Source organism: Bradyrhizobium betae (genome assembly GCF_008932115.1).
GTDB lineage: Bacteria > Pseudomonadota > Alphaproteobacteria > Rhizobiales > Xanthobacteraceae > Bradyrhizobium > Bradyrhizobium betae.
In genome coordinates this window covers 5,314,659-5,338,647 of record NZ_CP044543.1, presented here as the reverse complement: position 1 = coordinate 5,338,647, position 23,989 = coordinate 5,314,659, and the positions used below count along the sequence as shown (strand labels likewise).

The window sequence follows — 23,989 nt, the reverse complement described above, 5'->3', positions numbered from 1 at the left end:
GATGCGCGAGAACATCCATCGCTTCTTCCGGGCGGCGCGCGGCGCCGGCGTCCACGTCTCGCCCGCCGAAAGCATCGATGCGATGCGCGCGGTCGCTCAGGTCGGCGTGTCCGATCGCGCCATACTGCGCGACACCCTGCTCCTGACGCTCGCCAAATCGCAGGACGAGAAGCTCGCGCTTGGCGACTGCTTTGATCTGTTCTTCAGCCAGCCGGAGCCGCGGCAGGATCAGTCTGAGCCCGATAACGCGGATGCTCAGCCGGATGCGGACGCGTCGTCCCCGTTCGGTGCGACCAGTGAGGCCGGCGAAGGCCAACCGCCCGACGGATTGGGCCCGCTGGCGCAGATGCTGCTGTCGCAGGATCGCAATGCCGTTGCGGCCGCCATCGCCAGCGCCTCCGGCGCAGCCTCCCTGTCCGACATCCGCTATTCCACCCAACGCGGCATCTTTTCCAGCCGCATCCTCGATGCCATGGGCCTGCAGCGCCTGCGCGACGATCTTGACGAACTGACCACGACCAATCCCGCACTGACCGAGCGCCTGCGCGACGCGCTCGACGCTCTTCGCGAGACGGTGCGCGACACCGTCTCGCAGGGGCTCGCACTCTATGCCCGCGAGGAAGCCGAGAACCTCCGCAACGAGATCCTGCGCAACGCGCCGCTCGCCCGCATCGAGCGGCGCCAGGTCGCCGAGATGCGCGCCCTCATCCGCCAGATCGCGCGGCGCCTGCGCGAGCGTTATTCGAAGCCACGCAAGCGCCAGCGCCGCGGCCATCTCGACGTCCGCCGCACGATCCGCCGCAACGCAGCCTGGGGCAGCGTGCCCTTCCTCACTGCGTGGAAGCGCAAGCATCGCGACCGGCCGAGGATCGTGGCAATCTGCGACGTCTCCGGCTCGGTCGCGCAGGTCTCTGACTTCTTCCTGCTCCTGATTCACTCGCTCCACGAGGTGGTCGACGACGTCCACTCCTTCGCCTTCTCCTCGCACCTGATCGAGGTCAGCGAGATCCTGGAGAAGAAGTCGCCGGAAGAGGCGATGGCCGAGATCATGTCCAAGGTCGGCTTCGGCTCGTCGGACTACGGCTCCTCTCTGGTCGATTTCGAGAAGGAGTTCATGAGCACACTGACGCCGCAGACCACGGTGATCGTGCTCGGCGATGCCCGCAGCAACAATCTCGATCCGCGCGCCGACATCCTCCGCCGCATTTCCGAGCGGTCGAAGCGGCTGGTCTGGCTCAATCCCGAAGGACGGCTCGCCTGGGGCTTTGGCGATTCCGAGATGCCGCGTTATGCGACCTTTTGCACCGTCGTACGCCAATGCGCCACCGCGCAGCAGCTCGAGCGCGCGGTATCGGATATCGTGGCGACTTATCAGTAGGCCCGAATCGCGAGCGTCAGCTTCGCGCAGGCTCCGCCCGCGCGACATTGCACTCCCGGAAGTGATAGGCAATTTCGTCGAGTGCACGCTGCTCCCATTCCTGGGCTTGCGCGAGCCAGAAGACGCGGCGCTCGGAATCGAGCGCGGCGCGCTCCCGGCAGAGGGATTCCTGACCGCGAATTTCGACCAGCCTGTTCATGCACTCCACTCCCGCCGTGTGAAGCCACTCCCCGCGAAGAAGCGTAACAGAGATCAGAATCCTGTGCCTCATGATTTCTATGCATGTCGCGACGCAGAATGGGACAGCGATGCTTCCCGTGCAGTGCGGTAGCAAGCGTCTCGACGATCAACAGCAAATCATCAAATAGTGATCGGGGATCCGGACGATAATTGTCCTCAAGCGATCCTTAATCTTGTGACGCAACGGTGTGCGGCAATTTGTGAAGAGATGTTCCAAACAGCTCACCGAATTCCGGACTCATTGTCGTCGCAAGGTCTTCATGCTGCGCCGCTAACAGGGGCGCGCGAACGGCACCATCGCTTGAGGCAACATGAGCAACGACGTCGACTTCGATCTTTCGCCGGACCAGTGGGAAGCACTGCGCAAGCTTCGCAATCCGGTATCGAACGGCCGCCACTCGAAAGCCTATCTGATCGAAGGACTGGTCAAGCTCGGTCTCGTCGTCGTCAGCGATGGCGTGCCTGCGATGACGCCGGCGGGCCGCAAGGTGCTGGTGCGGGGATCGTGCCGGCTACTGGATCTCGTTGCATGACGAGATCGTCCGTGCGCAACGAGTCTGCCCGATCGCCTGAGCGAAAATCCTTTGCGCTGCCAAAGACCCGTCGCGTGGGTTGCCTCAGCCGGCGAGCGTAACGACCAAGGGGCCGTTTCTGGTTGCGATGACGGTGTGTTCGTACTGAACGGTAGGCGCCTCGGGGCTGCTGTACAGCGTCCATGGATCATCGCCATCCTCGGCCCATTCCGCACCAAAGGACAGGAATGGTTCGACGGTAAACACCAGGCCATCGCTCATGATGCGACGCTCGGAGGGATCAGGCCATGTTGCGATCTCCGTCGGCTCCTCATGGAGCGACAACCCGACACCGTGACTGGCGAGATTCCTGACGAGCGTATAGCCGTTCTTCCGCGCAAAGGTCCCGATGGCCTGACCGATGCCGGCAATCGGCCTGCCGGCTCCAACCTGCCGCAGGCCCGTCCACATCGCCCGCCGACCATCCCTGCAAAGACGTTCAATCGAACGGGCCACGGGAGGAACGGCGAACGAGGCCCCCGTATCCGCGAAGAAACCGCTCTTCTCGGCCGAAACGTCGATGTTGACGAGGTCACCACGCTCGATCCGTCGGACACCGGGGATGCCATGAGCGATCTCCTCGTTCACGCTGATGCATGTCGCTCCAGGGAAGTCGTAGGCGAGCTCCGGTGCCGAACGTGCCCCGGAGGCCTCCAGGAGTTTTCGCCCGAATTGGTCGAGTTCAGAGGTGGTCATGCCCGGTTCAAGGGCCTTGCCCATCGCCTCGAGGGTATTGGCGACGATGCGCCCGACCTCTTTCAGGCGGGCGAGATCATCCTCATTCGAGATTGTCATATCGAACCTATCCGAAAAGCCGTGACATAACGCCTCTTGTGCCAACTTACAAACGGGGGGCCGCGCACCGAAATCCCTGGTTCTTACGACATCCTGCATGCATTCCGAACTTGCCGCGACAATCTGGCACGTTAGTTGCTCCTTTCTGACGATCAAGACGTCGTCAGAAACGGGGGAGCTATCATGTCGACCATCGCCGCGGCACCCGCCGCCGAGCCGAAGCCGCTTTACACCTCGCTGTTCGTCCAGGTCCTTGCCGCGCTGATCCTCGGCATCATCCTCGGCATGGTCGTCCCCGACTTTGCCATCAGCCTGAAAATCCTCAGCGACGCCTTCCTGAAGTTGATCTCGATGATCGTGGCACCCATCGTCTTCTGCGTCGTCGTGCATGGCATCGCCGGCGCCGGAGATCTCAAAAAGGTCGGCCGGGTCGGCGTCAAGGCGTTGGTCTATTTCGAGGTGATGACCACGGTGGCCCTGGTGGTAGGTCTCATCCTGGCCTACCTGTTCGGCCCCGGCCATGGCATGAACATCGATCCCTCGACGCTCGATGCCAAGGCGCTCAATACCTATGCCGACAACGCCCACAAGCTCCAGGGTGGCGGCATCGGCTCCTTCCTGCTCAACGTCATCCCGACCACCTCGTTCGATGCGCTGTCGCGCAACGACGTGCTCCAGGTGCTGTTCTTCGCGGTCCTGTTCGGCGTCGGCCTCGCACTGGTCGGCGGCGAGAAGGGCAAGCTCGTCACCTCGATCATCGACGCCGCCTCCACCGTGCTGTTCCGCGTCATGGGGCTCATCGTTCGGATTGCCCCCCTCGGCGTGCTCGGCGCGGTCGCCTACACCGTCGGCAAATACGGCGTCGGCTCACTCAAGCAGCTCGTCTCGCTGGTGGCGCTGTTCTACGTCTCGGTCGGCATCTTCGTGCTGGGCGTGCTCGGCGGTGTGATGGCGCTCGCCGGAATCAACATCCTCAAATTCCTCGCCTACCTGCGCGAGGAGCTGACCATCGTGCTCGCGACCGCCTCCTCCGACGCCGTGCTGCCCCAGATCATGAAAAAGCTGGAGCGGATGGGCGTGAAGGATTCCGTCGTCGGGCTCGTCATCCCGACCGGCTATTCCTTCAACCTCGACGCCTTCTCGATCTATCTGACGCTGGCCGTCGTCTTCATCGCGCAGGCCACCAACACGCCGCTGTCCTTCGGCGATCTCTTGCTGGTGCTCGGCGTTTCCCTGATCACGTCAAAGGGCGCGCATGGCGTTCCGGGCTCGGCGATCGTGATCCTGGCGGCGACGCTGAACGCGGTGCCGAGCATTCCCGCGATCGGCCTTGTGCTTGTGCTCTCGGTCGACTGGTTCATCGGCATGGCCCGCGCGGTCGGCAACCTCACCGGCAATTGCGTGGCGACGGTGGTGGTCGCGGCATGGGAAGGTGACCTCGAACGCGCCAAGGCGGCCAAGGTGCTCGACGGCGGCGAGCTTGTGGACGTGACCGCGGGGTAGCGTCCGCGGATCAGTCATTCCAGCGGAGGAGCGGCGTTCCGTACGCCCTCCTCCACACCGACAGGAAGCGCGGAAACCACGAGTGCGCCACGGCGCCCTTGTAGGCCCAGGTGCGATACTTCAGCCCCTGTTCCGAAATCAGCTCCTGATATCCGCCGTGGACCTCGGTCGCGGTGCGAATGTCTCTCAATATCCCCTGGGCGCAGGCCCGGTAGGTATCGGTTCCTGAAGACTCGTCGTAGTCGAGCATGCGATCCGCGAACTCGACGTTGAACGTCGGCCAGGAGGAACGGCCCTGGTAAGCGGGAGCCGCAATCTTGTGGATCATCTTGTTCCGCGGATTATCAGCGGACACCAGGAAGTGGAACGTGCTGGGGATTCGGAAGCGCGGTTCGGCAATGACCAGATCCGTGGTGGCCGCGAACAGCGCGCGCTCGCCTGCATCGCTCATATCCCAGAAGCCGCGATGCACGCCGACAAAATCCAGCGCAATCGAGGACACCGGTGAGCTCGCCGGGCCATCGAGGGAGTGCCTGATATAGCCGTCCTTGCCGAACAGATGGAGCAGGTCCCTCTTGTACTGCGCAAGCTCGCGCCCGAGTAGCCGCCTCAGCTCGTTCTCATTGACGACTCCAAGCTGCACGCCCCACGTGAACGTCGTGTAGACGCAGGCATTGGTGACGAAACGCCGGCGCTCCGCACGCGTGTCGGTTGCCGCAGAACGGGGCGCGCGGGCGTCGCAAAGCAGACATCCGGCGCCGTCATTGTCGAACGGCTCCAGCTCGCTTGCGAGCTTCAGAATCGCCCGCTTCAGGTCACCGCCGTATTCGGCCAGCAACAAGCGGCCGGCATGCGCGCATTGTGACATCGCCAGATAGGACGACGCCCTCTGCTCGGCAGAGATCATCTGCTGGAGACCGGCCAGAATGCCGAGCAGCGTGTCCGAAGGGCGAGAGAAATAGTTCACGCCGAGATACCGCCCGCGCCCCGCTGGAACGATGGTGGTCGTGACGACGTCGGCGCGAACCGCCTCCAGCAACAGGCGAACGCTCTTTTCGAGCAGGCGCACTCGCCGGACCGCGTCCTGCGAGTCCATGATGGTCTCGGGGTCGAGGACATCAGGGTAGAACCAGGCGAAGTCACGCGGGTAATAGGCGGAGGCATGCGGCGCGCCGGTGACGAGGAACGCCTCGGCCACCGAAAACGCGCTATCCATCGAGTGCCGATAGAGGTCCTCGATGGCCGAAAACGAATGATGCGACTTTCGCAGGAACCGGTCGCCGAGAAAATTGACCGCCTGAAGGGCATTGGCGACGAAGGTCGCCGCCGCGCCTTGATAAAATCGGTTCGCACGATGTGACGGCAAGGAAATATCGCTGCTCATATACGCCTGGTCTTCAGTGATTCCGGCGCTGGCCGGTCACCATTTCAAGCATGACTGATTCGTGTCTCGCCCCGATGACATCAGGAACGCGGCAATCAGTTCGTCCCGGCGCGATCCTCCCGCGGCCTGAAATTCTCGATCACGCGCAGCAGCACGCGCGCGCCGGAATCGGCATCCACGAGCTCGACATGCTCGTCCGGATGGTGGCTGATGCCGCCGCGGCAGCGGACGAAAATCATGCCGACATCGGCGATGTCGATCATGGCCATGCCGTCATGCCCCGCCCCGCTCGGCAGCTCGAACACGGAGAGGCCTTCCCCGGCAATCGCCCGCGCGATCTGCTCCTTCAGCCAGGGCGCGCAGGGCGCGGTGCGGTTCTCGTGGGTGACGTCGAGCTGGAGCGCCAGTTGCCGGCGCCTGGCGATGGTCTCGATCTGGCGGACGATGTCCGCGACGGCCCGCTTGCGATGCAAGTCGGTCGGCGCGCGCATGTCGATGGTGAACGACACCTCGCCTGGAATGACGTTCGTCGCACCGGGACTCGCCTGGATGTAACCAACGGTACCGACCAGCCCGCTCTCGTCGGTGCGGCAGAACTGCTCGATCGCACCGATGCACTCGGCTGCGCCCGCGAGCGCATCCCGGCGCAGCGCCATCGGCACGGTGCCGGCGTGACCGGCCATGCCGGTCAGCCGTGCGGCAAGCCGTGTCGCGCCCGCTATGGCGGTGACGACGCCGACGGGCAAATTCTGCGCTTCCAGAACCGGCCCCTGCTCGATGTGCAGTTCCAGATAGCCAAGCAGCTCGCGCCGGGCCCGCGCAGCCGCCCCGATGTGATCCGGGTCGAGGCCAAATGTGACGAGCGCATCGCGCATCGCCACGCCGTCGCGATCCCGTGTGTTCAGGACGCTCTCGTCAAAGGTGCCAGCCACCGCGCGGCTCCCGAGCAGGGTCGAGGCGAAACGTACCCCCTCCTCATCGGCGAAGCCGACGACCTCGATCGCAAACGGCAGGCGCTTGCCCCGGCGATTGATATCCGCGACGCAGGAGATCGCGGTGATCACGCCGAGCGGCCCATCCCATTTGCCCGCATCGCGCACGGTGTCGTAGTGCGAGCCGAGCATCAGGCAGGGCGCGCCGGGCCGCTCGCCCTCGTAGCGGCCGCAGACATTGCCGATCGCATCGAGATGCGCGTTCATGCCGGCCTCGCGCATCCAGATCAGAATGAGGTCGGCGGCCTTGCGCAGCTCCTTGCTGAGATAGATGCGGGTGAGCTTTTCGGAATCTTCCGAAATCGCGCCGAGCTCGTTGATCCGACGCACGATCTCCTTGCCGAGCAATGCATCCTGAACGGCGTTGGCAGCACCCATCTCGGCGAGCTTTCCATCTCTTGAGACCGCGGCAGCAGGCGGTCCTGGCGATAATCAATACAAGTTCGGTGCCAGCGGAAATGACGCCGCGGCCCCGTCCGGGCAAGCGCGTGGTTAGCATGAATGCGCCTTGCCGGCCGACCATCCGAGGTGGGTCATACACATGCGAGCGTAGGTCAGGGGTGACCAACTCAATTGCATACAATAATGCAATAGTGATTAAATTTTAATCTGATGATTTCCTCATCAAGATTTTCAATGTTCGGCATGGTCGCGGCAACTGGCGCGCGCATCCTCACTGCGGTCGACTTCCGCACCAACCGCTACAATCTCTTCATCGTCGCGATCTCGATCGGCTTCGGCCTGATTCCGCTCGCCGCACCCGGCTTCTTCCGGAACCTGCCGCACGATCTCCAGCCGCTGCTGGAGTCCGGCATCCTGCTCTGCGCGGTGGTCTCGGTACTGCTCAATGCCTTCTTCAACGGCCTGAGCGGCGGTGCCGCGGCCGAGGCGGATGCCGCTGCGGTCGCCTCATCCGCGCAACATGTCTAGCTGCCGCGATAGGTAGAATAGCTCCACGGCGTGACCAGCAGCGGCACGTGGTAATGATTTTCCGGCTCACTGATCGCAAATCGCAAGGGGATCTCGTCGAGGAACGGCGGGTCTGACAGCGGCACGTTGCGCTCGGCGTAATATCTGGCGACGCTGAAGCGCAGCTCGTAGCGGCCGATCGGCAGCGGCCGGCCGCTAATCAGCGGCTGATCGGTACGGCCGTCCGCATTCGTCACGGCGCGTGCGATCACACGGCTCTCGCCGAGCCTCGCGAGCTCGATCAGCTCGACCGGAATGCCGGGCGCGGGCTTGCCGGCGTGATTGTCCAGCACGTGGGTCGAGAGCCGGCCGTGCACTTTCAGCTTGTCATTGGCACTGACGAGCTGATCGAGCCGCAGCGCCGAGATGCGGCCGATCTCCTCGATCGCGCGGCGCGTCTCGGTCTTGCTGATATTGCGCAGCCGCGTCTCGAAATCGCGCAGCACCGAATCCCTGGTGTGGCGGCGCACGCAGACGATATAGGGGAAGCCGAACTTGTCGCGATAGGCGTTGTTGACGCGCTCGAACGCGGCATATTCGGCGTCCGAGAGCCGGTCGAGGCCGGCGCTGTTCTGCTCGTCGGTGGATTCCGCCGTGAGCCCCGCCGCGCGCTGGGTCTTGTTGGCGAGATCGGGATGCGCGCGAAGCAGCGCGAGCTGCGCGTCGGGCTCGGCACCTTTGATCGCCGCCTTGACTGCGTCGAGCAAGGCATTGATGCCGGTGAACGGGCGACGCGTCGCGACCTGCTGAGCGATCCAGGGCGAGTATTCGACCACGTTTTCGAGCACCGCGACAAAATCATCCGTGCTTGCAGCGTTGAGATCGGCGAGCGAAATTTGCGGCATCGTCCTCATCCGATCTCGAACGCGTCGGCGGCAAGACCCGCGTGCTTGTCGTGCCAGTGCTGCGCGATCTGGAGCCGCGTCGGCACCCAGACACGCTCTTGCTTGCCGATGTAGTCGAGGAAGCGGATCAGCCCCGCTGCGCGGCCGGGACGTCCGGCGAGACGGCAGTGCAGCCCCACCGACATCATCTTGGGCGCGGTCCGTCCTTCCGCATAGAGCACGTCGAAGGCATCCTTCAGATAGGTGAAGAACTGCTCGCCTTCGGCAAAGCCCTGCGGGTTGATGAAGCGCATGTCGTTGGCATCGAGCGTATAGGGAATGACGAGCTGCTTGCCCTTCGCGCCCTTGATCCAATACGGCAGATCATCGGCATAGGAGTCGCAGAGATAGAGGAAGCCGCCCTCTTGCATCAGGAGACGGTTGGTGTTGATCGAGGAGCGCCCGGTGTACCAGCCGAGCGGCCGCGAACCGGTCGCCTCGATGTGGACGCGGATCGACTCGGCGATCTCGGCGCGCTCCTGCGCCTCGGTCATGTCCTTGTGCTCGATCCATTTCAGGCTGTGGCTGGCAATGTCCCAGCCGGACTCGTTCATCGCAGCGACGATCTCGGGATTGCGCTTCAACGCTGTGGCGACGCCGAACACGGTGGTCGGCCACCTCCGCTCGTCGAACATACGCCACAGCCGCCAGAAGCCGGCGCGCGAGCCATATTCGAACATCGACTCGATATTGGCGTGGCGCTGGCCCGGCCAGGGCTGCGCGCCGAGCACGTCGGACAGGAAGGCTTCGGAGGCGCGATCGCCGTGCAGGATGTTGTTCTCGCCGCCTTCCTCGAAATTGACGACGAACTGCACCGCGACCCGCGCATCACCGGGCCATTGCGGATGCGGCGGGTTGCGGCCGTAACCGCGGAGATCGCGCGGGTAGCGGGCGTCAGTCACTCAGACTTCCTCGAAGCGGATCGGCAGAGCGCCCTTCCACAGCACGCTCTTGCCGAGGGTTGCGAGATTCTCCAGACCCGAGGTCAGCGTGATGAAATGGTTGCCGGCGAGCTGGCCCATCTTGCTGGCGAAATGCACGCCGCCATAGGCCATCAGGATCTCGGTCTCGCTGATGCCGCCGGGATAGAGGATGATCTGGCCGGGCGCGGGATAGCTGGTGTGGTTCTCGTAGCCGACGCCGAAATCGAGATCGCCGAGCGGCATCCACACACCCTCGCCGCTCCAGCGCACATGGATGATGTGGCTTTCGAACGGCAGCGCCTTGCGGAACGCGGCGACGGTCTTGGGCGCGAGCTGCTCCTCGAAGCGAGCATCGAAGGTGAAATCACCGGTGCGGATAACGAGCTTGCTCATCTCATCTCTCTGGATCGGAGGCCAAAGGCCCCACGGGGAATTTTCAAGCAAAGAGCATTCCAGAGGGCTTGGCGCAAGTGGCGCGGCAAGTCACCTCACGTCACCTGCGGTCGTAGGACCAGCCGAAAATGCCGCTCCGGCGCGTCTCCGGCTCGGACTCGGCGGCAGGCTGCGGCGCCTCCTTCAATTCCGCCTGCGGCGGTGGCAGCGGCGGCGCCGGCAGGTTCTCGCATTTCATGGAATAGACCAGCTTGCCGTCCGCGGTCCGCCCGATCGGGGCGCAGGGGTCCGGATGCGCCGCCGAGGTCTTTGGCGTGAGCTTGACCTGCGCCATGGCCGGCGATGCGATCAGGAGAAAGATCAGCAGATATTTCGACATCGTTGTCGCCTAAGGCCTCAATTGCACCCATTGAACCGGATTGCGCCGGTCGAGTCCATCGGGCCTGCTCGAACGATTGTCGAATATTTAGCCGAGACCGAAAAATTCGCCGAGCCTCGAAGGATGCACGGCCGAGGATGCAGCTGGGCTGTCGCCCTTCGAGGGCCGCTGAAGAAGCGGCCGCCCCCAGCGACAACCGCTTCGCGGTTGCGCGGGGGTGACGGTGATGGAGTGGCGCACACTCGCTCAACATCGTCATTGCGAGCGTAGCGAAGCAATCCAGAATCCCTCCGCGGAAAGACTCTGGATTGCTTCGCTGCGCTCGCAATGACGGAGTATGACGCAGTGGCGTCGCTCTTTTGGTTCGCACTTTGAATTGCAGACACACCTTCGCAGCCTCGCGGCGCATTTCGCCCGAGTTTTGCTTGGTCGCTCCACCCTCTTGTCCAAGAGGGCGCAGGGAAGACCGGGTGCCGACAGGCACCCGCGGTCCGCTGCGCGAAAAGCACACGCAGGAAAACCGCACAGCAGCATACAGGTGTCGCCGATCACTCGGCCTTCCCTGCGCGATGGTCGGACGGCTTATGCCGTGCTCTCCCGGGAGCCGAACTTCCTTCTGGCCTCCCTCGCCCCCGCGAATTGACGATGCCGTCCGCCCGGTTGGGCTCGCGCGCATCTCCGCAGATGGCTTGACCGTAGCAACGACGGCCAGGACCACACGGTTTTGCCGTACGCTTCGGCGCCGCTCGTCCGCACGTGGCCGCGGGCTCACAGGGACTACCCGCCCTGCCCGGACCTCTCGCGCACGACGCTGCCGCGTCCACCGCAGGCCCGGCTCGCATATCGTGACGACGTACGATCGCCCCTCAAGGATGAGCCGGGATGGGCGCTACATACGCCATTTCCGAATTTCGGTAAAGTGGAATATTTTCGGCGGAAGGGGTTGACTGCCTTGGCAGGTGTTTTGCCCGTCGGGTCGCAAGGGCTCGTAGCCCGGATGCAGGCGCAATCCGGGCTACGGGGCGTTCCTGCGCGTCAATAGCGCGGATCGCCGTAGACGCGCGGGTCACGATAGCCTCCGCCGCCGTAGTAAGGCTGCCGGTAGTAGGGGGCCGGTGCGTAGGCGGGACCACCATAGTACCCGGGGCCGCGATCATAATAGTACTGGTTCTCGTAATACTCGCGGCGGCGGCTTTCGGCGATCGCTCCGATCGCGAGGCCCGTCGCCGCGCCCATGATGGCAAGGGCCGCACCGTTCGGACCGCGGCGATAATAGCGGCGACGTTTGGCGGCGCTGAAGTCGGTGGCGTCGGACGCGGCCTGACCGGCGACGGCCGCCTTCGCTGGCGTGCCGGACGACGCTGCCGCGGACGGCGCGGCGGAGGCCGTGAACAGGGCGAGGCTTGCGAACGCGGCCATCACGGTCTTGCGGCCGGACGCGGAAATCATCGGTCTAGCACTCATCTTGACCTTCCTCTGTTCTCGCCCAAAGCGACAAATTCAAACGATATGAAACGAGCAAACCACCGAAATGGTTCCATGATCGCGGCAATCTGCCACGTTTGAACGATAGTAAACCGAACTTCCAGATCGAGCTTGCGCCACACAACCTGAGCGGATAATGAACAGCCGCGCCGTTTTTCGGTTGTCGTAAGCGTTTACGTGAACCAACGCATCAACCGACGTCGTCGGGATCGATGCACTTTCAAGGTTCACCGTGACTGACGCGTACTTTTTCTTAAGCGAAATCAGATGATTGCGGTTCGCAAACTGCCGGCGCGCTACGCGCCGATCGTGATGCCATTTGTGCTGTCCATCCTCATGACGGCCGTGGTGTCGGTCATTTCCACGCTTCGGAGCCTCGGCGCAACGCCGGCGTTCCTGGCCACTTGGCCGGGCGCTTGGACGCTGTCATGGCTCGTCGCTTTTCCAACCCTGCTGATGGTGCTACCACTGGTCCGTCGGATCGTCGCCTGCGTCGTCGCCTCCCCGTCTCAGCCAGGGCGATAGCTGCGCAGGGACGGCGGCGCGCGCTTCAGGACAGCGCCCCCAGCACGCCGCGCGTGGCCTTGTCGATCTCCTCGACGTAGCGGCGGCGGGCGAAGGTCTCGGTGAGGAAGCCGACGACCTTGCGGCTGTCGGTGGAATCGACCACCGCCAGCATCTCGGCTTCCGCCTCGTCGAACACCGCCATCGCCGACTTCACGTTCATCTCCGGGATCAGCACGATCTCGGTCAGGCGGGCGAGCTCGATCACCTGGATATCGTCGGCGATGCTGTCGAGATCGCCGGAGAACAGGTCGGGCAGCAGGACGAGACCGACATATTCGTCGGCATTGTTGACGATCACGATTCCGGGCCGCGAGCCCAGCGCGAATTCGCGGCGGACCGCGGCGATCGTCGTGGTCGACGGCACCTTGCCGACGTCGGAGCGCATCAGCCGCTCGACGGTGAGGTTGCGCAGCCAGCCGACGTCGTTGGCGCTGCGGATGGTCTCGCCGCGCAGATGCAGGCGCCAGGTCGAGAAGGAATGGCCGAACATAAAGCGGACGCAGATCGAGGTGACGATGCAGCCCGCCAGCACCACGGCGGTGACATCGACATTGCGGGTCATCTCGAGCACGAGGAACGACATGGTCAGCGGGCCGCCGACGATGGCGACGCCGAGCGTCGCCATGCCCGTCAGCATCGCGACCAGCGGATCGATGACGAAGTTCGGGCTGATCAGCAACAGCACCGCGGCAAAGAACTTTCCGATCAGGCTGCCGACGAACAGCGAGGCGAAGAACAGACCGCCGCGAAATCCCGAGGCGAGCGAGATCAGGCAGGCCGTCACCTTCAGGGCGATGATCAGCGCAATGAGGCCGATCGTCATGTCGTGAAACAGATCGAGCACCATGGCGCCATGGCCGGCCGCCAGCACCTGCGGCGTGACAATGGCAAAGCCGCCGACGACGAGGCCGCCGATCGCCGGGCGCAGCCAGACCGGCAGCCAGGCGAACAGCCGTTCGAACATCGAGGACGACCGCATCACGGCGATGCCGACGCCGCTGGTGACGAGCGCGAGCCCGATCAGCGCCAGATATTGCTCGACGCCGACAGCGCTGACCTTGGGTATCTCAAGGGAATATGGCGCGCCGCCAAGCCATTGCGCGGTCAGCGCGCCCGCGAGCGAGGCGGCCAGGATCGGCGCGGCGCTGCCGACCGAATAGACGCCGACGATCAGCTCGCAGGCGTAGAAGGCGCCGGTGATCGGCGCACCGAAGGCTGCGGCGATCGCGGCGGCTGCGCCGCAGCCGACGATCAGGCGCAGATCGTTGCGGCGCAGATTGAAGAACTTGCCGAACAGCGAGGCGATGCCCGAACCGATCTGGGTATAGCCGGCCTCGAGGCCGACCGAGGCACCGCAACCGTTGGAGATCAGCGTCTGGCTCGACACCACCACGCTGTCGCGCATCGACAGATTGCCGCCGCGCAACGCGTTGGCTTCGATCGGGTCGACCGCGTTCGATATCTTCAGCCGCCGCCGCCACCATTCCATGACGCCAAGCGAGAGACCGCCGAGCGCGGGCGCAATCAGCGCCGCCCAGGGACTCACACGGGCATTGGCCGACAGGCGCACGTCGACGGGAATGCCGTAGATCACCATGTGGGCGATCTGCGCGATCTCGGCCATCAGCGTCACGATGGCGCCGGCCAGCGTGCCGATCACGAGCGCCAGCGGGATCAGGTAGAACTCGTTGCTGCGCAGAAGCGCGCGCAGCCGAACCATGACGCGGTTCGATCCCTTGCCGTCGACGATATGCCTGAGGCGCACCAACACCGTCTGCCCGTCCTACCCTTCCGACAGGCCGTAGCCGGCCATGCGCTGGCGGACCCGTTCGATCTCGTCACTGGGAAGCAGCGGCGGCGTCCCGATCTGGAGACAGCCATGATATTGCCGCGCCAGCGTCTCGACCTCGACGGCGAGCCACATCGCCTTGTCGAGCGTCCTGCCGATCGCGATCATGCCGTGGTGGTCGAGCAGGCAGGCAAGCCGCCCCTGCAGCGCCCGCACCGCGTGCCCGGACAGCTCGGCCGTGCCGAAGGTCGCGTAGGGCGCGCAGCGGATGCTGTCGCCGCCCGCGGCCGCGATCATGTAGTGCACGGGCGGAATTTCCATGCCCATGATCGCCAGGATGGTGCAATAGGTCGGATGGGCATGAACGACGGCGTCGACGTCGGCGCGCGACTGCAGGATGTCGCGATGGAAGCGCCATTCGCTCGACGGCTTCTGACCGAGCGTATGCGCGCCGTCCATGGTCATGAACACGATCTGGTCGGGCGTCATGGCCTCATAGGGCACGCTGGTGGGCGTGACCAGCAGCCCGTCCGCATGCCGGACGCTGATATTGCCTGATGTGCCCTGGTTGATGCCGAGCGCGTTCATGCGGCGGCAGGCGTCGATGATGGCCTGTCTCTTTGCGAGTTCGTCCGCTGTCATCGACATCCCGATTTCATCTCGACTTACTGGCGATGGGCGTTTGTTAGACCGGGAGTACGTCAAAGCAATATGGCAGCGCAAGCGAAAGCGGCCCGGATCGGCGGCCGTCTTCCCGGTGGCCCCGCCAAGCCCTGAAATAGAGCGTCAAATCAACAGATTACCGGATTATCACAGATCTACGACAGGCTTGCCCGAACGGCCGCGATCCCGTTGATCACGAACTGCACCGAATAGGCCGCGAGCAGCATGCCGAGCACGCGCGAGAGCACGGCATTGCCGGTCCGCCCGAGGCTGCGCGCGATCAGGTGAGCCGAGACGAAGCAAAGCATGCAGAGCAGGCAGACGGAGACGACGACCGCGATGATGATCGCGAGCCTCGTCCCGTAGCCGGCATCGCCCGTCAGCAGCAGCGTGGTCGCGATCGCGCCGGGGCCCGCCATCATGGGGATGGCCAGGGGGAATACCGCGACGTCGGAGGCATGCTCCGCGGTGGCCTTGTCGGCCTCGCGCGCCTCTCGATGCGGACGGTCGCCGAAGATCATCTGGTAGGACACGCCGAACAGCAGTAGCCCGCCGGCGATCTGGAAGGCGGGAATGCCGATCCCGAGCTGGCGGAGCAGCCAGTTTCCGGCCAGCGCGATCACCACCAGGATCGACGCCCCGATCAGCGGCGCACGCCATGCAATGGTGCGCTTGACCGCGTCGGGCATGCCCCCGGTCGCGGCCAGGAAGGCCGGCGCGAGACCGACGGGATCGATCACCAGCAGCAGCGTCACGAAAGCGGACAGGGCGAAATCGAGCATGCGGATGGGTCTCAGGCGAAATGTGGCGCCATCCATAACGGCTCGCGGCGGCCTTCGCGAGGAACAATTGCCCTCGCAGAGTCTTGATCGCGCGTGGATTGAGGATGGGAACGCATTCCCGTTCTCCTCAAGAGGAGGATTTATGGCTAAGCGAGCAAAGAAACGTGCGAACGCGAAAAAGACCGCGGCGCGCCGTCCGCGTCAGGCGCCGAAGATGCTGAGCGACCTGTTCCTGGAGACGCTCAAGGACATCTATTACGCCGAGAACAAGATCATCAAGACGCTGCCCAAGATGGCCAAGGCCGCCCATTCGAAGGACCTCGCGGCGGCCTTCAACAAGCATCTGCGCGAGACCCAGGGCCAGGTCAAACGTCTCGACCAGATCTTCAAGCTGCTGGGCAAGCCCGCGCGCGGCAAGCCCTGCGAAGCCATCAACGGCATCACCGACGAGGGCGCCGAGATCATGAAGGATTTCAAGAACGCCCCTGCCCTCGACGCCGGCCTGCTCGCGGCCGCGCAAGCCGTCGAACACTACGAGATCTCCCGCTACGGCACGCTGCGCACCTGGGCCGAGGAGCTCGGCATGCCGGAGGCAGCCAGGCTGCTCCAGGCGACGCTGGACGAGGAAGAGGCGACCGATCTGTCGCTGACCGAGCTTGCCACCTCCGTCATCAACCTCGAAGCGGAAGAGGAATACCGCGCCGCCGCCTGATACGGCCACAGCGCCCAACTGTTGCCTTCGACGCCGCGGAACATCTCCGCGGCGTCGATGCGTCTGATTGCAAGGGGCCTCTACCGGTTCGAGAGGCAGGCATGCTCCAAACGCGCGATGCTGGAATTCCGGGGAACCGTCCCCATATCCTTGTTTTCCAACCGCAGCGCCTTCCACCGAGTCTTGCCATGCAACCCAAAAATCCTCTCAACTGGATGCTGTCCGAAGCCCTGGACCAGCTGACCCGCGCCGACCGGCTGCGCCAGCAGTTCGGCCGCCAGGACGCCTGCTGGGAGCCGCCGATCGACGTGCTCGAGACCGAGCATGAACTCTTGATCCTGGTGGCGCTTCCCGGCGTCAATCCGGACAATGTCGAGACGGTCATCCATGACGGCGTGCTCGTCGTCTCCGGCCAGCGGACGCTTCCGCCGGAGCTTCGCAACGCCCGCATCCTCCGGCTCGAGCTGCCGCAGGGGCGTTTCGAGCGCCGCATTGCATTGCCTCTCGGCCGCTACGCCATCAGCCGCTTCGTGATGGACGGCTGCGTCGCACTGCGCCTCGCCAAATCCTGAGGTCGATCATGGCCACCGAACAGATGAATAATTCACAGACCAATTCCACCGAGTCCGACGTGAAGATCCCCGACGACGCACTGATCATCATCCCCGTCCGTGAGATGGTGCTGTTCCCCGGCGCCATCGCGCCGATCGCGATCGCGCGGCCGAAGTCGGTCGCCGCCGCCCAGCAGGCGCTGCGCGAGCAGCGGCCTGTCGGCATCGTGCTGCAGCGCAGCCCGGAAACCGAAGAGCCCGGCGCGGACGATCTCTACCGGGTCGCGACCATCGCCAACATCGTGCGCTACATCACCGCGCCCGACGGCACCCATCACATCGTCTGCCAGGGCGTGCAGCGCGCACGCATCCTCGACTTCCTGCCGGGGACGCCGTTCCTGGCGGCACGCTTCCAGCAGATCCCGGAGCCGACCACGAGCTCGCCCGAGATCGAGGCGCGCGCGCTGAACCTGCAGCGTCTGGCGATCGAGGCGATCGAGCTGCTGCCGCAGGCCCCGCCCGAGCTGGTCGCGATGTTCCAGAGCACCACCGCGCCCGGCGCGCTGGCGGATCTGGCGACATCGTTCATGGACATCAAACCGCAGGACAAGCAGGAGGTGCTGGAAACCATCGACCTCACCCTGCGCGTCGAGAAGGTGTCGAAGCATCTGGCCGAACGGCTGGAGGTGCTGCGCATCAGCAACGAGATCGGCCAGAAGACCCGCGCCAGCTTCGACGAACGGCAGCGCGAGGCGATCCTGCGCGAGCAGATGGCGACCATCCAGCGCCAGCTGGGCGAAGGCGACGGCAAGGCGGCCGAGGTCGCCGAGCTGACGGCTGCCATCACCAAGGCCAACATGCCGCCCGAGGCGGACGCGCACGCCAGGAAGGAGCTGCGCCGTTACGAGCGCATGCCGGAGGCTGCCGGCGAAGCCGGCATGGTCCGCACCTATCTCGACTGGCTGATCGAGCTGCCCTGGGCGCTGCCCGCGGAGAAGCCGATCGACATCAAGGAGGCGCGCCGCATCCTCGATGCCGATCATTTCGGCCTGGAGAAGATCAAGAGCCGCATCATCGAATATCTGGCGGTGCGCAAGCTCGCCCCGCAGGGCAAGGCACCGATCCTGTGCTTCGTCGGCCCGCCCGGCGTCGGCAAGACCTCGCTCGGCCAATCCATCGCCCGCGCGATGGATCGCCCCTTCGTGCGCGTCAGCCTCGGTGGCCTGCACGACGAGGCCGAGATCCGCGGTCATCGGCGCACCTATATCGGCGCGCTGCCCGGCAACGTCATCCAGGGCATCAAGAAGGCCGGCGCACGCAACTGCGTCATGATGCTGGACGAGATCGACAAGATGGGCCGCGGCGTGCAGGGCGATCCCTCCGCCGCCATGCTGGAGGTGCTCGACCCCGAGCAGAACGGGACGTTCCGGGACAATTACCTGGGCGTGCCCTTCGACCTGTCGCGCGTCGTGTTCATCGCCACGGCCAACATGCTGGACCAGATTCCGGGTCCGCTGCTGGATCGCATGGAGCTTATCAGCCTCGCCGGCTACACCCAGGAGGAGAAGCTGGAGATCGCGAAGCGCTATCTGGTGCGGCGGCAGCTGGAGGCCAACGGCCTGACGGCCGAGCAGGCCGAGATCACGCCGGAGGCGCTGAAGCTGGTCGTCAAGGGTTACACCCGCGAGGCCGGCGTGCGTAACCTCGAGCGCGAGATCGGCAAGGTGTTCCGGCATGCCGCGGTGCAGGTCGCCGAAGGCTCGGCTGCGAAGGTCGTGGTGAGCCCGAAGGATATCGCCACCGTGCTCGGCCAGCCGCGCTTCGAAGGCGAGATCGCGCAGCGCACCAGCATTCCGGGCGTGGCCACCGGCCTTGCCTGGACGCCGGTCGGCGGCGACATCCTGTTCATCGAGGCCTCGCGCGTGCCCGGCCGCGGCGGCATGATCCTGACCGGGCAGCTCGGCGAGGTCATGCGCGAGAGCGTGCAGGCCGCGCTGACGCTGGTGAAGAGCAAGGCGCCGCAGCTCGGCATCGATCCCCAGGTGTTCGAGAAGAGCGACATCCACGTCCACGTCCCGGCGGGCGCAACCCCGAAGGACGGACCGAGCGCGGGCGTTGCGATGTTCACGGCGCTGACGTCACTGCTCACCAATCGCACGGTGCGCAGCGACACCGCGATGACCGGCGAGATCTCGCTGCGCGGCCTGGTGCTGCCGGTCGGCGGCATCAAGGAGAAGGTGGTGGCTGCGGCCGCGGCCGGCTTGAAGCGGGTGATGCTGCCGGCGCGCAACAAGCGGGACTATGACGACATCCCGCAGAGCGCGCGGGACAACCTCGAATTCATCTGGCTGGAGCGCGTCGACGAAGCCATCGCCGCAGCGCTCGAGCCGGTCGAGGCCCAAGTTGGTGCGAAGGTCGAAGCGGCGGAGTGAATGTGATGAAGAAACTGCTGGAAAGAGCGAAGAGATCGCGCAAGGCGCAGCGGCTGCGCCAGCTTCTCGATCGTGCCATCGACGGCGTGCGCGATGCGCTCGCGGGACCCGAGCCCCGGCTGCAGCCGGTCCCGGTCCGGGTCAGGCGCCGCAAGGGCTGAACCCCTCCGCTTCAGCCCTTGCGGTTGTCGAACGTATCAAAGGCCCCCTCCTGCGAGGGGCCTTTGCGTTATCAGGCCACAGCGTCCTTGGCGGCCTTGACCGGGCGGGCGCGGACGATCTTCCGGGCCGGCTTGGCCTTGAACATCATCTCTTCACCCGTGAACGGGTTGGTGCCCTTGCGTGCCTTGGTCGCAGGCTTCTTGACGACGACGAACTTGGCGAAGCCCGGCACCAGGAACAGGCCGTTCTTCTTGAGCTCCTTGTGACCGACCTCGGTCAGCGTCTCCATGACGTTCTTGACGTCGCGCTTGGAAAGCTCGGTGGCGGTCGCAATCTTTTCGATCAACTGCGATTTGGAAAGTTGGGCTGGCATCGTGTCTCCTCTGATTCGTTGCCGGTTGCATATTAGACCAACCGGCGAAGGCCTATAGCCTTCTGCACAGTTTTGTCGCGGTTTTACGGGCTTTTTTGGCCCCCTGTGGCAAAAAACCCTGCTTTTTAGCTACTTCTTGAGCGGGAGAAGCCTCGGGCAGCGGATTTTACCTTGTTTCAAAGGCCCGCACGCAGCCTTGCTAAAGCTGATTCGCTGCTTTCGACAAGCGACGACCGGCCTCTTTGCGGAGGCCGGTCGCGATTCACCCTGAAAAATAAGGCTAGATACGCTCGATGATGATGGCCGGCGCCATGCCTCCCGCGGCGCACATGGTGACGAGACCGCGCTTGAGGTCACGACGCTCGAGCTCGTCGAGCACGGTGCCGATCAGGATCGAGCCGGTCGCGCCGATAGGATGGCCGAGCGCGATCGAGCCGCCGTTGACGTTGACCTTGGCGCGATCGAGCTTGAGATCGCGGATATATTTCTCCGCAACCACGGCAAACGCCTCGTTGATCTCGAACAGGTCGATGTCGTCGACGGTGAGGCCCGCCTTTGCCAGCACCTTGCGCGTCGCCGGCACCGGCGCGTTCAGCATCAGGGTCGGCGAGTCCCCCATGTTCGCCATCGCCACCACGCGGGCGCGGGCCTTGAGGCCATGCGCCCTGGCGTAAGCCGGCGAAGCGAGCAGGATCGCGGCGGCACCGTCGACGACGCCGGACGAATTGCCGGCATGGTGCATGAAGTCGATGTCGAGGTCAGGATATTTCTGCAGGATCAGGCCGCGATAGGTCGTGCCCTTGTCGTCGAGCGCGTGATCGGCGATCGCGGGAAATGCGGGCTTGAGCGCGCTGAGGCCCTCCATCGTGGTCTGCGGCCGCGGATATTCTTCATGGTCGAGCGCGAGGCTGCCGTCCTCGCGATACACGGGAACAAGACTCTTCTTGAAATGGCCGCCGGCGATCGCTTGCGCGGCGCGCTTCTGGCTTTCGAGACCGAGCGCGTCGACGTCCCTTCGCGTGATGCCCTCCAGCGTCGCGATCGCATCGGCGCAGATGCCCTGATGCGACTGCGGATGCCGCGCGCGCAGGCGCAGATTGCCGCCGTCCATCATCATCGGACCGCCGCCGCGCCGCCCTTCCATCGACATCATCTCGCAGCCGCCGGCGATGACGAGGTCTTCGGCGCCCGCCATGATCGAGGATGCGGCCATGTTGACGCTGGTGATGCCGGAGCCGCAGAAGCGGTCGAGCGTCACGGCGCTCGCGCGGACGTCGTAGCCGGCATCCAGCGCCGACATGCGGCCGAGGTCGCCGCTCTGCGTTGCGACCTGCGCGCTGCAGCCCCAGACGATGTCGTCGACGTCGGCGGTGTCGATGCCGGTACGATCGGCCAGCGCACGCAGCACGGTCGCGCCGAGCTGCTGCGGATGAATGCCCGAGAGTGCTCCCTTGCCGGCCTTGCCGACACCCCGCGGCGTGCGGCAGGCATCGATGATGAGTGCATCGGTCATTGGCGTTGTCCTCTTGTTATGAGTGTTGGGAGCGGTTTTGAATCAGGGGGAGAGTGGAGTCAATGCGGGGGGCCTTCTCTTCGCCTCTCCCGCGTGCGGGGAGAGGTCGGATTTTACGCGCAGCGGAAAATCCGGGTGAGGGGGAGCCTCCTCAAGGACAGTGAGAGATGGACTCGCGGAGAGTCCCCCTCACCCGAAATTTGCTATCGCAAATTCCGGCCTCTCCCCGCACGCGGGGAGAGGCGAAGACACCGAGAACGCCGCTATGCCCCCGCCGCGTTCTTCGCGATGACGTTGCGATAGAAGCTGGCGCTGAGTTTCGGCGTGCGCACCTGGGTGTCGAAATTGACGTGATAGAGCCCGAACCGCTTGCTGAGCCCGAACACCCATTCGAAATTGTCCATCAGGCTCCAGAGGAAATAGCCGCGCACCGGCACGCCTTCGGCAGTGGCGCGCTCGAGCTGGGCGAGATAGTTGCGCAGATACATGATGCGGTCGGTGTCATAGATCTTGCCGTCTTGGGTCACGACGTCGTCGCCGGAGGTGCCGTTCTCGGTGATATAGATCGCATCGGTCTTCCAGATCTTCGCGGCGAGCTTCGGCACCCAGTAGATCGTCTCCGGCGCGATGCGGAGCCAGTCCGAGCTCATATGCGGGAACGATTTCGGGATCGGCAGCGGCATGAAGCCGGCGCCCTGGTCGGAGGGCACCACGTAATTCTGCGGCGCGTAGATGTTGAGGCCGAGGAAGTCGACCGGAGATCCGATGATCTTCAGCTCGGCGTCGGTGTATTTCGGCGCATCGGCGCCCGCATATTTCAGGAAGGCGTCGGTATATTTGCCCGTCATGATGACGTTGAGATAGCCGGCATTCATCTCGCGCAGCGCGATCTCGGCGGCGCGGACATGCTCGGGCGCGTCGATCGCGGGAACGCAGACGTCGATGTTCTCGGCCGGTCCCACCCTGGTGCCGCGGCGGCCGTGCGCCCGCACCGCCTGCACCGCGAGCCCGTGCGCGAGCGCGCTGTTGTGCCTGATCTGGTTGACCTCCGCTTGCGGCAAGGTCACGCCCGGCGCATCGATGCCGAGGCCGTAGCCGAACGGCACGAAGCGGCCGCTCTCGTTCAGCGTGAACACGTTCTTGACGCGATCGGTCAGACGTTTGGCGACATAGCCCGCATAGTCTCCGAAGATCTTGCAGGTTTCGGTCGAGCGCCAGCCGCCGAAGCGGTCCTGCAGCGATTGCGGCAGGTCCCAGTGATACAGCGTCATCCACGGCTCGATGCCGTTCTTCAAGAGCTCGTCGACGAGGCGGCTGTAGAAGTCGATCCCTTTGGGGTTCGGCTTGCCGTCGCCGTCCGGAAATACCCGCGGCCAGGCCACCGAAAACCGATAAGCCTTGCAACCGAGATCCTTGATGAGCGCGATATCTTCCTTGTAGCGATGATAGTGATCGTTGGCGCGGTCGCCGGTCGAGCCATCCTCGATCTTGCCGGGGATACGGACGAACTTGTCCCAGATCGAGGCCCCTCGCCCGTCCTCGTCGACCGCACCCTCGACCTGATAGGACGAGGTCGCGGTGCCCCAGAGAAATCCCGCCGGAAAGCCGCCGCCACCACGCGGCGCCGCGCCCGGCCTGGCGTCAGCCCCCTCCAGAGGACTTGCGATTCCGGCTGCGGACAATCCCGCGATTTTCGCGAGTTGGCGACGCGAGACCTTGGCCGACATTGATGCTGCTCCAGAGAGGATGGTTGCGGCGGCACAATGGCGGGTCGCGGGCGGTTTGAGAAGCGGGAGAGCGCGGGATGCGGATGCAGAATTGCGGCAGCCCGGGCGCGACATCTGGATGCAGGCGCACCGACAGGCCGCCTGCCCGCTCCCGCGATCAGCGCGAGCGCTTCGGCAGCTTTGGCAGCTTGTCGGGATTGAACGCCGGGGCCGGCGCGGGTCGTTCAGGTACCGGCGATGGCCGCTCGGCCAGAATCAGCGTTCCGTGGAGAACTATTCCCGGCGCCTGCCCCGTCGTCGCCGTGTACGTCGCGATCTTGCCGGGGCACGTCCCCTCGATGTCCAGCGTGAGTTCGTCATTGACGCCGAAGACCGTCGCACGCCCATCGGTGTGACGCTTCGTCGACACGGTTGCGGTGAAGCGATCGCCGTCGACCTTGCAGAAGCCGTGATACGTCATCAGGCTGTCGCGGCCCCAGATCTGGCCGTCCGCGAGATGGACGATCCCGGTGCCCTGGTCGAGCGGCATCTTGTACCACGCCGCGTAGGTGCCGTCCTTCAGCATGGGAGCAGCCTCCCCCGTCTTCCGCATTCCCGCGCGGATCATCCGCATGATCAGCGCTAAGAAAGCGTTAATCGGGGCGACCACGCCGATCCGGTCGGCCCCTTCGCAGCCCGGCCTCGAGATCTTGGATGATGATGTGAAGCAGGCCCACCGCCAGTGGATCGGTGACCTCGCGCTCCAGACGCCGATAACGTGCGATCTGGAATTCCTGCTCTTTCACCTGGTGCTCTGTCATCGGACGGATCCTCCGGCGAAT

At 64.6% G+C, this 23,989-nt stretch carries 25 protein-coding genes and 1 pseudogene; 9 read left to right on the top strand and 17 right to left on the bottom strand.

The window, feature by feature from the left end; all coding sequences use genetic code 11:
- The first annotated feature begins 1 nt into the window (after position 1).
- Entirely contained in the window at positions 2–1,378 is a 1,377-nt protein-coding gene (locus tag F8237_RS25585) for a vWA domain-containing protein (RefSeq protein ID WP_151649017.1), read from the top strand.
- A gap of 16 nt (positions 1,379–1,394) precedes the next feature.
- Here the strand turns inward: F8237_RS25585 and F8237_RS25580 are convergent, their stop codons facing one another.
- Complete coding sequence (locus F8237_RS25580; protein WP_151649015.1) at positions 1,395–1,577, bottom strand: hypothetical protein; 183 nt, start codon at positions 1,575–1,577, stop codon at positions 1,395–1,397.
- 352 nt (positions 1,578–1,929) lie between these two features.
- Between F8237_RS25580 and F8237_RS25575 the strand changes: the two genes are divergently transcribed.
- Positions 1,930–2,151, top strand: a complete 222-nt coding sequence (locus F8237_RS25575; RefSeq protein ID WP_151649013.1) for a hypothetical protein — start codon at positions 1,930–1,932, stop codon at positions 2,149–2,151.
- A gap of 84 nt (positions 2,152–2,235) precedes the next feature.
- On the opposite strand, the gene map is transcribed toward F8237_RS25575, so the two are convergent.
- Complete coding sequence (gene map / locus F8237_RS25570; protein WP_151649011.1) at positions 2,236–2,985, bottom strand: type I methionyl aminopeptidase; 750 nt, start codon at positions 2,983–2,985, stop codon at positions 2,236–2,238.
- Between the two features lie 183 nt (positions 2,986–3,168).
- On the opposite strand from map, the gene F8237_RS25565 reads away from it, so the two are divergent.
- Positions 3,169–4,488 carry a dicarboxylate/amino acid:cation symporter gene (locus tag F8237_RS25565; protein ID WP_151649009.1) on the top strand — a complete coding sequence of 440 codons (1,320 nt, stop codon included), beginning with the start codon at positions 3,169–3,171 and terminating at the stop codon, positions 4,486–4,488.
- A 10-nt stretch (positions 4,489–4,498) separates the two neighbouring features.
- On the opposite strand, the gene F8237_RS25560 is transcribed toward F8237_RS25565, so the two are convergent.
- Both F8237_RS25560 and F8237_RS25555 read right to left on the bottom strand, forming a co-directional pair.
- The gene (locus tag F8237_RS25560; RefSeq protein ID WP_151649007.1) at positions 4,499–5,872 is read right to left on the bottom strand and encodes a hypothetical protein; all 1,374 of its coding nucleotides are present in this window, start codon (positions 5,870–5,872) and stop codon (positions 4,499–4,501) included.
- Between the two features lie 95 nt (positions 5,873–5,967).
- Entirely contained in the window at positions 5,968–7,242 is a 1,275-nt protein-coding gene (locus F8237_RS25555) for an allantoate amidohydrolase (protein WP_151649005.1), read from the bottom strand.
- A 255-nt stretch (positions 7,243–7,497) separates the two neighbouring features.
- Here F8237_RS25555 and F8237_RS25550 point away from each other — a divergent pair.
- A pseudogene (locus tag F8237_RS25550) lies at positions 7,498–7,794 on the top strand (solute carrier family 23 protein); the annotation flags it as partial.
- On the opposite strand, the gene uraD reads toward F8237_RS25550, so the two are convergent.
- From uraD to F8237_RS25515, 5 genes are all read right to left on the bottom strand, one after another.
- Positions 7,791–8,678, bottom strand: coding sequence for a 2-oxo-4-hydroxy-4-carboxy-5-ureidoimidazoline decarboxylase (gene uraD, locus F8237_RS25545; protein WP_151649003.1), 888 nt, complete (start codon positions 8,676–8,678; stop codon positions 7,791–7,793). The pseudogene F8237_RS25550 and the gene uraD sit on opposite strands and share 4 nt — an antisense overlap.
- A gap of 5 nt (positions 8,679–8,683) precedes the next feature.
- Complete coding sequence (puuE, locus tag F8237_RS25540) at positions 8,684–9,619, bottom strand: allantoinase PuuE (protein WP_151649001.1); 936 nt, start codon at positions 9,617–9,619, stop codon at positions 8,684–8,686.
- Entirely contained in the window at positions 9,620–10,033 is a 414-nt protein-coding gene (locus F8237_RS25535) for a DUF3830 family protein (RefSeq protein ID WP_151648999.1), read from the bottom strand.
- A 100-nt stretch (positions 10,034–10,133) separates the two neighbouring features.
- A complete protein-coding gene (locus F8237_RS25530; RefSeq protein ID WP_151648997.1) occupies positions 10,134–10,412 on the bottom strand; it encodes a hypothetical protein in 279 nt (92 codons plus the stop codon).
- Positions 10,413–11,447: 1,035 nt separating this feature from the next.
- Entirely contained in the window at positions 11,448–11,876 is a 429-nt protein-coding gene (locus F8237_RS25515) for a hypothetical protein (protein ID WP_151648995.1), read from the bottom strand.
- Between the two features lie 288 nt (positions 11,877–12,164).
- Here F8237_RS25515 and F8237_RS25510 point away from each other — a divergent pair, with 288 nt between their 5' ends.
- Positions 12,165–12,422, top strand: a complete 258-nt coding sequence (locus F8237_RS25510; RefSeq protein ID WP_151648993.1) for a DUF2798 domain-containing protein — start codon at positions 12,165–12,167, stop codon at positions 12,420–12,422.
- Between the two features lie 25 nt (positions 12,423–12,447).
- On the opposite strand, the gene F8237_RS25505 is transcribed toward F8237_RS25510, so the two are convergent.
- The 3 genes from F8237_RS25505 to F8237_RS25495 all read right to left on the bottom strand — a co-directional run bounded on the left by F8237_RS25505 (position 12,448) and on the right by F8237_RS25495 (position 15,698).
- Positions 12,448–14,235, bottom strand: a complete 1,788-nt coding sequence (locus F8237_RS25505) for a chloride channel protein (RefSeq protein ID WP_151648991.1) — start codon at positions 14,233–14,235, stop codon at positions 12,448–12,450.
- Positions 14,236–14,247: 12 nt separating this feature from the next.
- Complete coding sequence (locus F8237_RS25500) at positions 14,248–14,901, bottom strand: class II aldolase/adducin family protein (RefSeq protein WP_201280151.1); 654 nt, start codon at positions 14,899–14,901, stop codon at positions 14,248–14,250.
- A gap of 170 nt (positions 14,902–15,071) precedes the next feature.
- Positions 15,072–15,698 (bottom strand): MarC family protein, encoded by a 627-nt coding sequence (locus F8237_RS25495; protein WP_151648989.1) that lies wholly within the window; start codon positions 15,696–15,698, stop codon positions 15,072–15,074.
- A 142-nt stretch (positions 15,699–15,840) separates the two neighbouring features.
- On the opposite strand from F8237_RS25495, the gene F8237_RS25490 reads away from it, so the two are divergent.
- From F8237_RS25490 to F8237_RS36460, 4 genes are all read left to right on the top strand, one after another.
- Positions 15,841–16,410, top strand: a complete 570-nt coding sequence (locus F8237_RS25490) for a YciE/YciF ferroxidase family protein (RefSeq protein WP_151648987.1) — start codon at positions 15,841–15,843, stop codon at positions 16,408–16,410.
- Between the two features lie 188 nt (positions 16,411–16,598).
- Positions 16,599–16,982, top strand: a complete 384-nt coding sequence (locus F8237_RS25485) for an Hsp20/alpha crystallin family protein (protein ID WP_151648985.1) — start codon at positions 16,599–16,601, stop codon at positions 16,980–16,982.
- Between the two features lie 8 nt (positions 16,983–16,990).
- The gene (gene lon / locus F8237_RS25480) at positions 16,991–19,393 is read left to right on the top strand and encodes an endopeptidase La (RefSeq protein WP_151648983.1); all 2,403 of its coding nucleotides are present in this window, start codon (positions 16,991–16,993) and stop codon (positions 19,391–19,393) included.
- 5 nt (positions 19,394–19,398) lie between these two features.
- Positions 19,399–19,554, top strand: coding sequence for a hypothetical protein (locus tag F8237_RS36460; protein WP_167527488.1), 156 nt, complete (start codon positions 19,399–19,401; stop codon positions 19,552–19,554).
- Between the two features lie 71 nt (positions 19,555–19,625).
- Here F8237_RS36460 and F8237_RS25475 read toward each other — a convergent pair whose 3' ends face one another.
- The 5 genes from F8237_RS25475 to F8237_RS36455 form a co-directional block, all read right to left on the bottom strand.
- Positions 19,626–19,928, bottom strand: a complete 303-nt coding sequence (locus F8237_RS25475) for an HU family DNA-binding protein (RefSeq protein ID WP_015684663.1) — start codon at positions 19,926–19,928, stop codon at positions 19,626–19,628.
- A 280-nt stretch (positions 19,929–20,208) separates the two neighbouring features.
- A complete protein-coding gene (locus tag F8237_RS25470) occupies positions 20,209–21,441 on the bottom strand; it encodes an acetyl-CoA C-acetyltransferase (protein WP_151648981.1) in 1,233 nt (410 codons plus the stop codon).
- A 263-nt stretch (positions 21,442–21,704) separates the two neighbouring features.
- Complete coding sequence (locus F8237_RS25465) at positions 21,705–23,168, bottom strand: GH1 family beta-glucosidase (protein WP_162006211.1); 1,464 nt, start codon at positions 23,166–23,168, stop codon at positions 21,705–21,707.
- Between the two features lie 157 nt (positions 23,169–23,325).
- Positions 23,326–23,733: a hypothetical protein gene (locus F8237_RS25460; protein ID WP_162006210.1), complete on the bottom strand. Its 408-nt coding sequence runs from the start codon at positions 23,731–23,733 to the stop codon at positions 23,326–23,328.
- Between the two features lie 67 nt (positions 23,734–23,800).
- Positions 23,801–23,968 carry a hypothetical protein gene (locus F8237_RS36455; protein ID WP_167527487.1) on the bottom strand — a complete coding sequence of 56 codons (168 nt, stop codon included), beginning with the start codon at positions 23,966–23,968 and terminating at the stop codon, positions 23,801–23,803.
- Positions 23,969–23,989: the final 21 nt, after the last annotated feature.

Coding starts and splice junctions, on each gene's coding strand:
- map (WP_151649011.1), bottom strand. CDS start 2,985: ATGACAATCTCGAATGAGGATGATCTCGCCCGCCTGAAAGAGGTCGGG.
- lon (WP_151648983.1), top strand. CDS start 16,991: ATGGCCACCGAACAGATGAATAATTCACAGACCAATTCCACCGAGTCC.
- F8237_RS25575 (WP_151649013.1), top strand. CDS start 1,930: ATGAGCAACGACGTCGACTTCGATCTTTCGCCGGACCAGTGGGAAGCA.
- F8237_RS36460 (WP_167527488.1), top strand. CDS start 19,399: ATGAAGAAACTGCTGGAAAGAGCGAAGAGATCGCGCAAGGCGCAGCGG.
- F8237_RS25515 (WP_151648995.1), bottom strand. CDS start 11,876: ATGAGTGCTAGACCGATGATTTCCGCGTCCGGCCGCAAGACCGTGATG.
- F8237_RS25470 (WP_151648981.1), bottom strand. CDS start 21,441: ATGACCGATGCACTCATCATCGATGCCTGCCGCACGCCGCGGGGTGTC.
- F8237_RS25485 (WP_151648985.1), top strand. CDS start 16,599: ATGCAACCCAAAAATCCTCTCAACTGGATGCTGTCCGAAGCCCTGGAC.
- F8237_RS25495 (WP_151648989.1), bottom strand. CDS start 15,698: ATGCTCGATTTCGCCCTGTCCGCTTTCGTGACGCTGCTGCTGGTGATC.
- F8237_RS36455 (WP_167527487.1), bottom strand. CDS start 23,968: ATGACAGAGCACCAGGTGAAAGAGCAGGAATTCCAGATCGCACGTTAT.
- F8237_RS25535 (WP_151648999.1), bottom strand. CDS start 10,033: ATGAGCAAGCTCGTTATCCGCACCGGTGATTTCACCTTCGATGCTCGC.
- F8237_RS25475 (WP_015684663.1), bottom strand. CDS start 19,928: ATGCCAGCCCAACTTTCCAAATCGCAGTTGATCGAAAAGATTGCGACC.
- F8237_RS25585 (WP_151649017.1), top strand. CDS start 2: ATGCGCGAGAACATCCATCGCTTCTTCCGGGCGGCGCGCGGCGCCGGC.
- F8237_RS25460 (WP_162006210.1), bottom strand. CDS start 23,733: ATGCTGAAGGACGGCACCTACGCGGCGTGGTACAAGATGCCGCTCGAC.
- F8237_RS25465 (WP_162006211.1), bottom strand. CDS start 23,168: ATGTCGGCCAAGGTCTCGCGTCGCCAACTCGCGAAAATCGCGGGATTG.
- F8237_RS25500 (WP_201280151.1), bottom strand. CDS start 14,901: ATGTCGATGACAGCGGACGAACTCGCAAAGAGACAGGCCATCATCGAC.
- F8237_RS25510 (WP_151648993.1), top strand. CDS start 12,165: ATGATTGCGGTTCGCAAACTGCCGGCGCGCTACGCGCCGATCGTGATG.
- F8237_RS25580 (WP_151649015.1), bottom strand. CDS start 1,577: ATGAACAGGCTGGTCGAAATTCGCGGTCAGGAATCCCTCTGCCGGGAG.
- F8237_RS25565 (WP_151649009.1), top strand. CDS start 3,169: ATGTCGACCATCGCCGCGGCACCCGCCGCCGAGCCGAAGCCGCTTTAC.
- uraD (WP_151649003.1), bottom strand. CDS start 8,678: ATGCCGCAAATTTCGCTCGCCGATCTCAACGCTGCAAGCACGGATGAT.
- F8237_RS25560 (WP_151649007.1), bottom strand. CDS start 5,872: ATGAGCAGCGATATTTCCTTGCCGTCACATCGTGCGAACCGATTTTAT.
- F8237_RS25555 (WP_151649005.1), bottom strand. CDS start 7,242: ATGGGTGCTGCCAACGCCGTTCAGGATGCATTGCTCGGCAAGGAGATC.
- F8237_RS25490 (WP_151648987.1), top strand. CDS start 15,841: ATGGCTAAGCGAGCAAAGAAACGTGCGAACGCGAAAAAGACCGCGGCG.
- F8237_RS25530 (WP_151648997.1), bottom strand. CDS start 10,412: ATGTCGAAATATCTGCTGATCTTTCTCCTGATCGCATCGCCGGCCATG.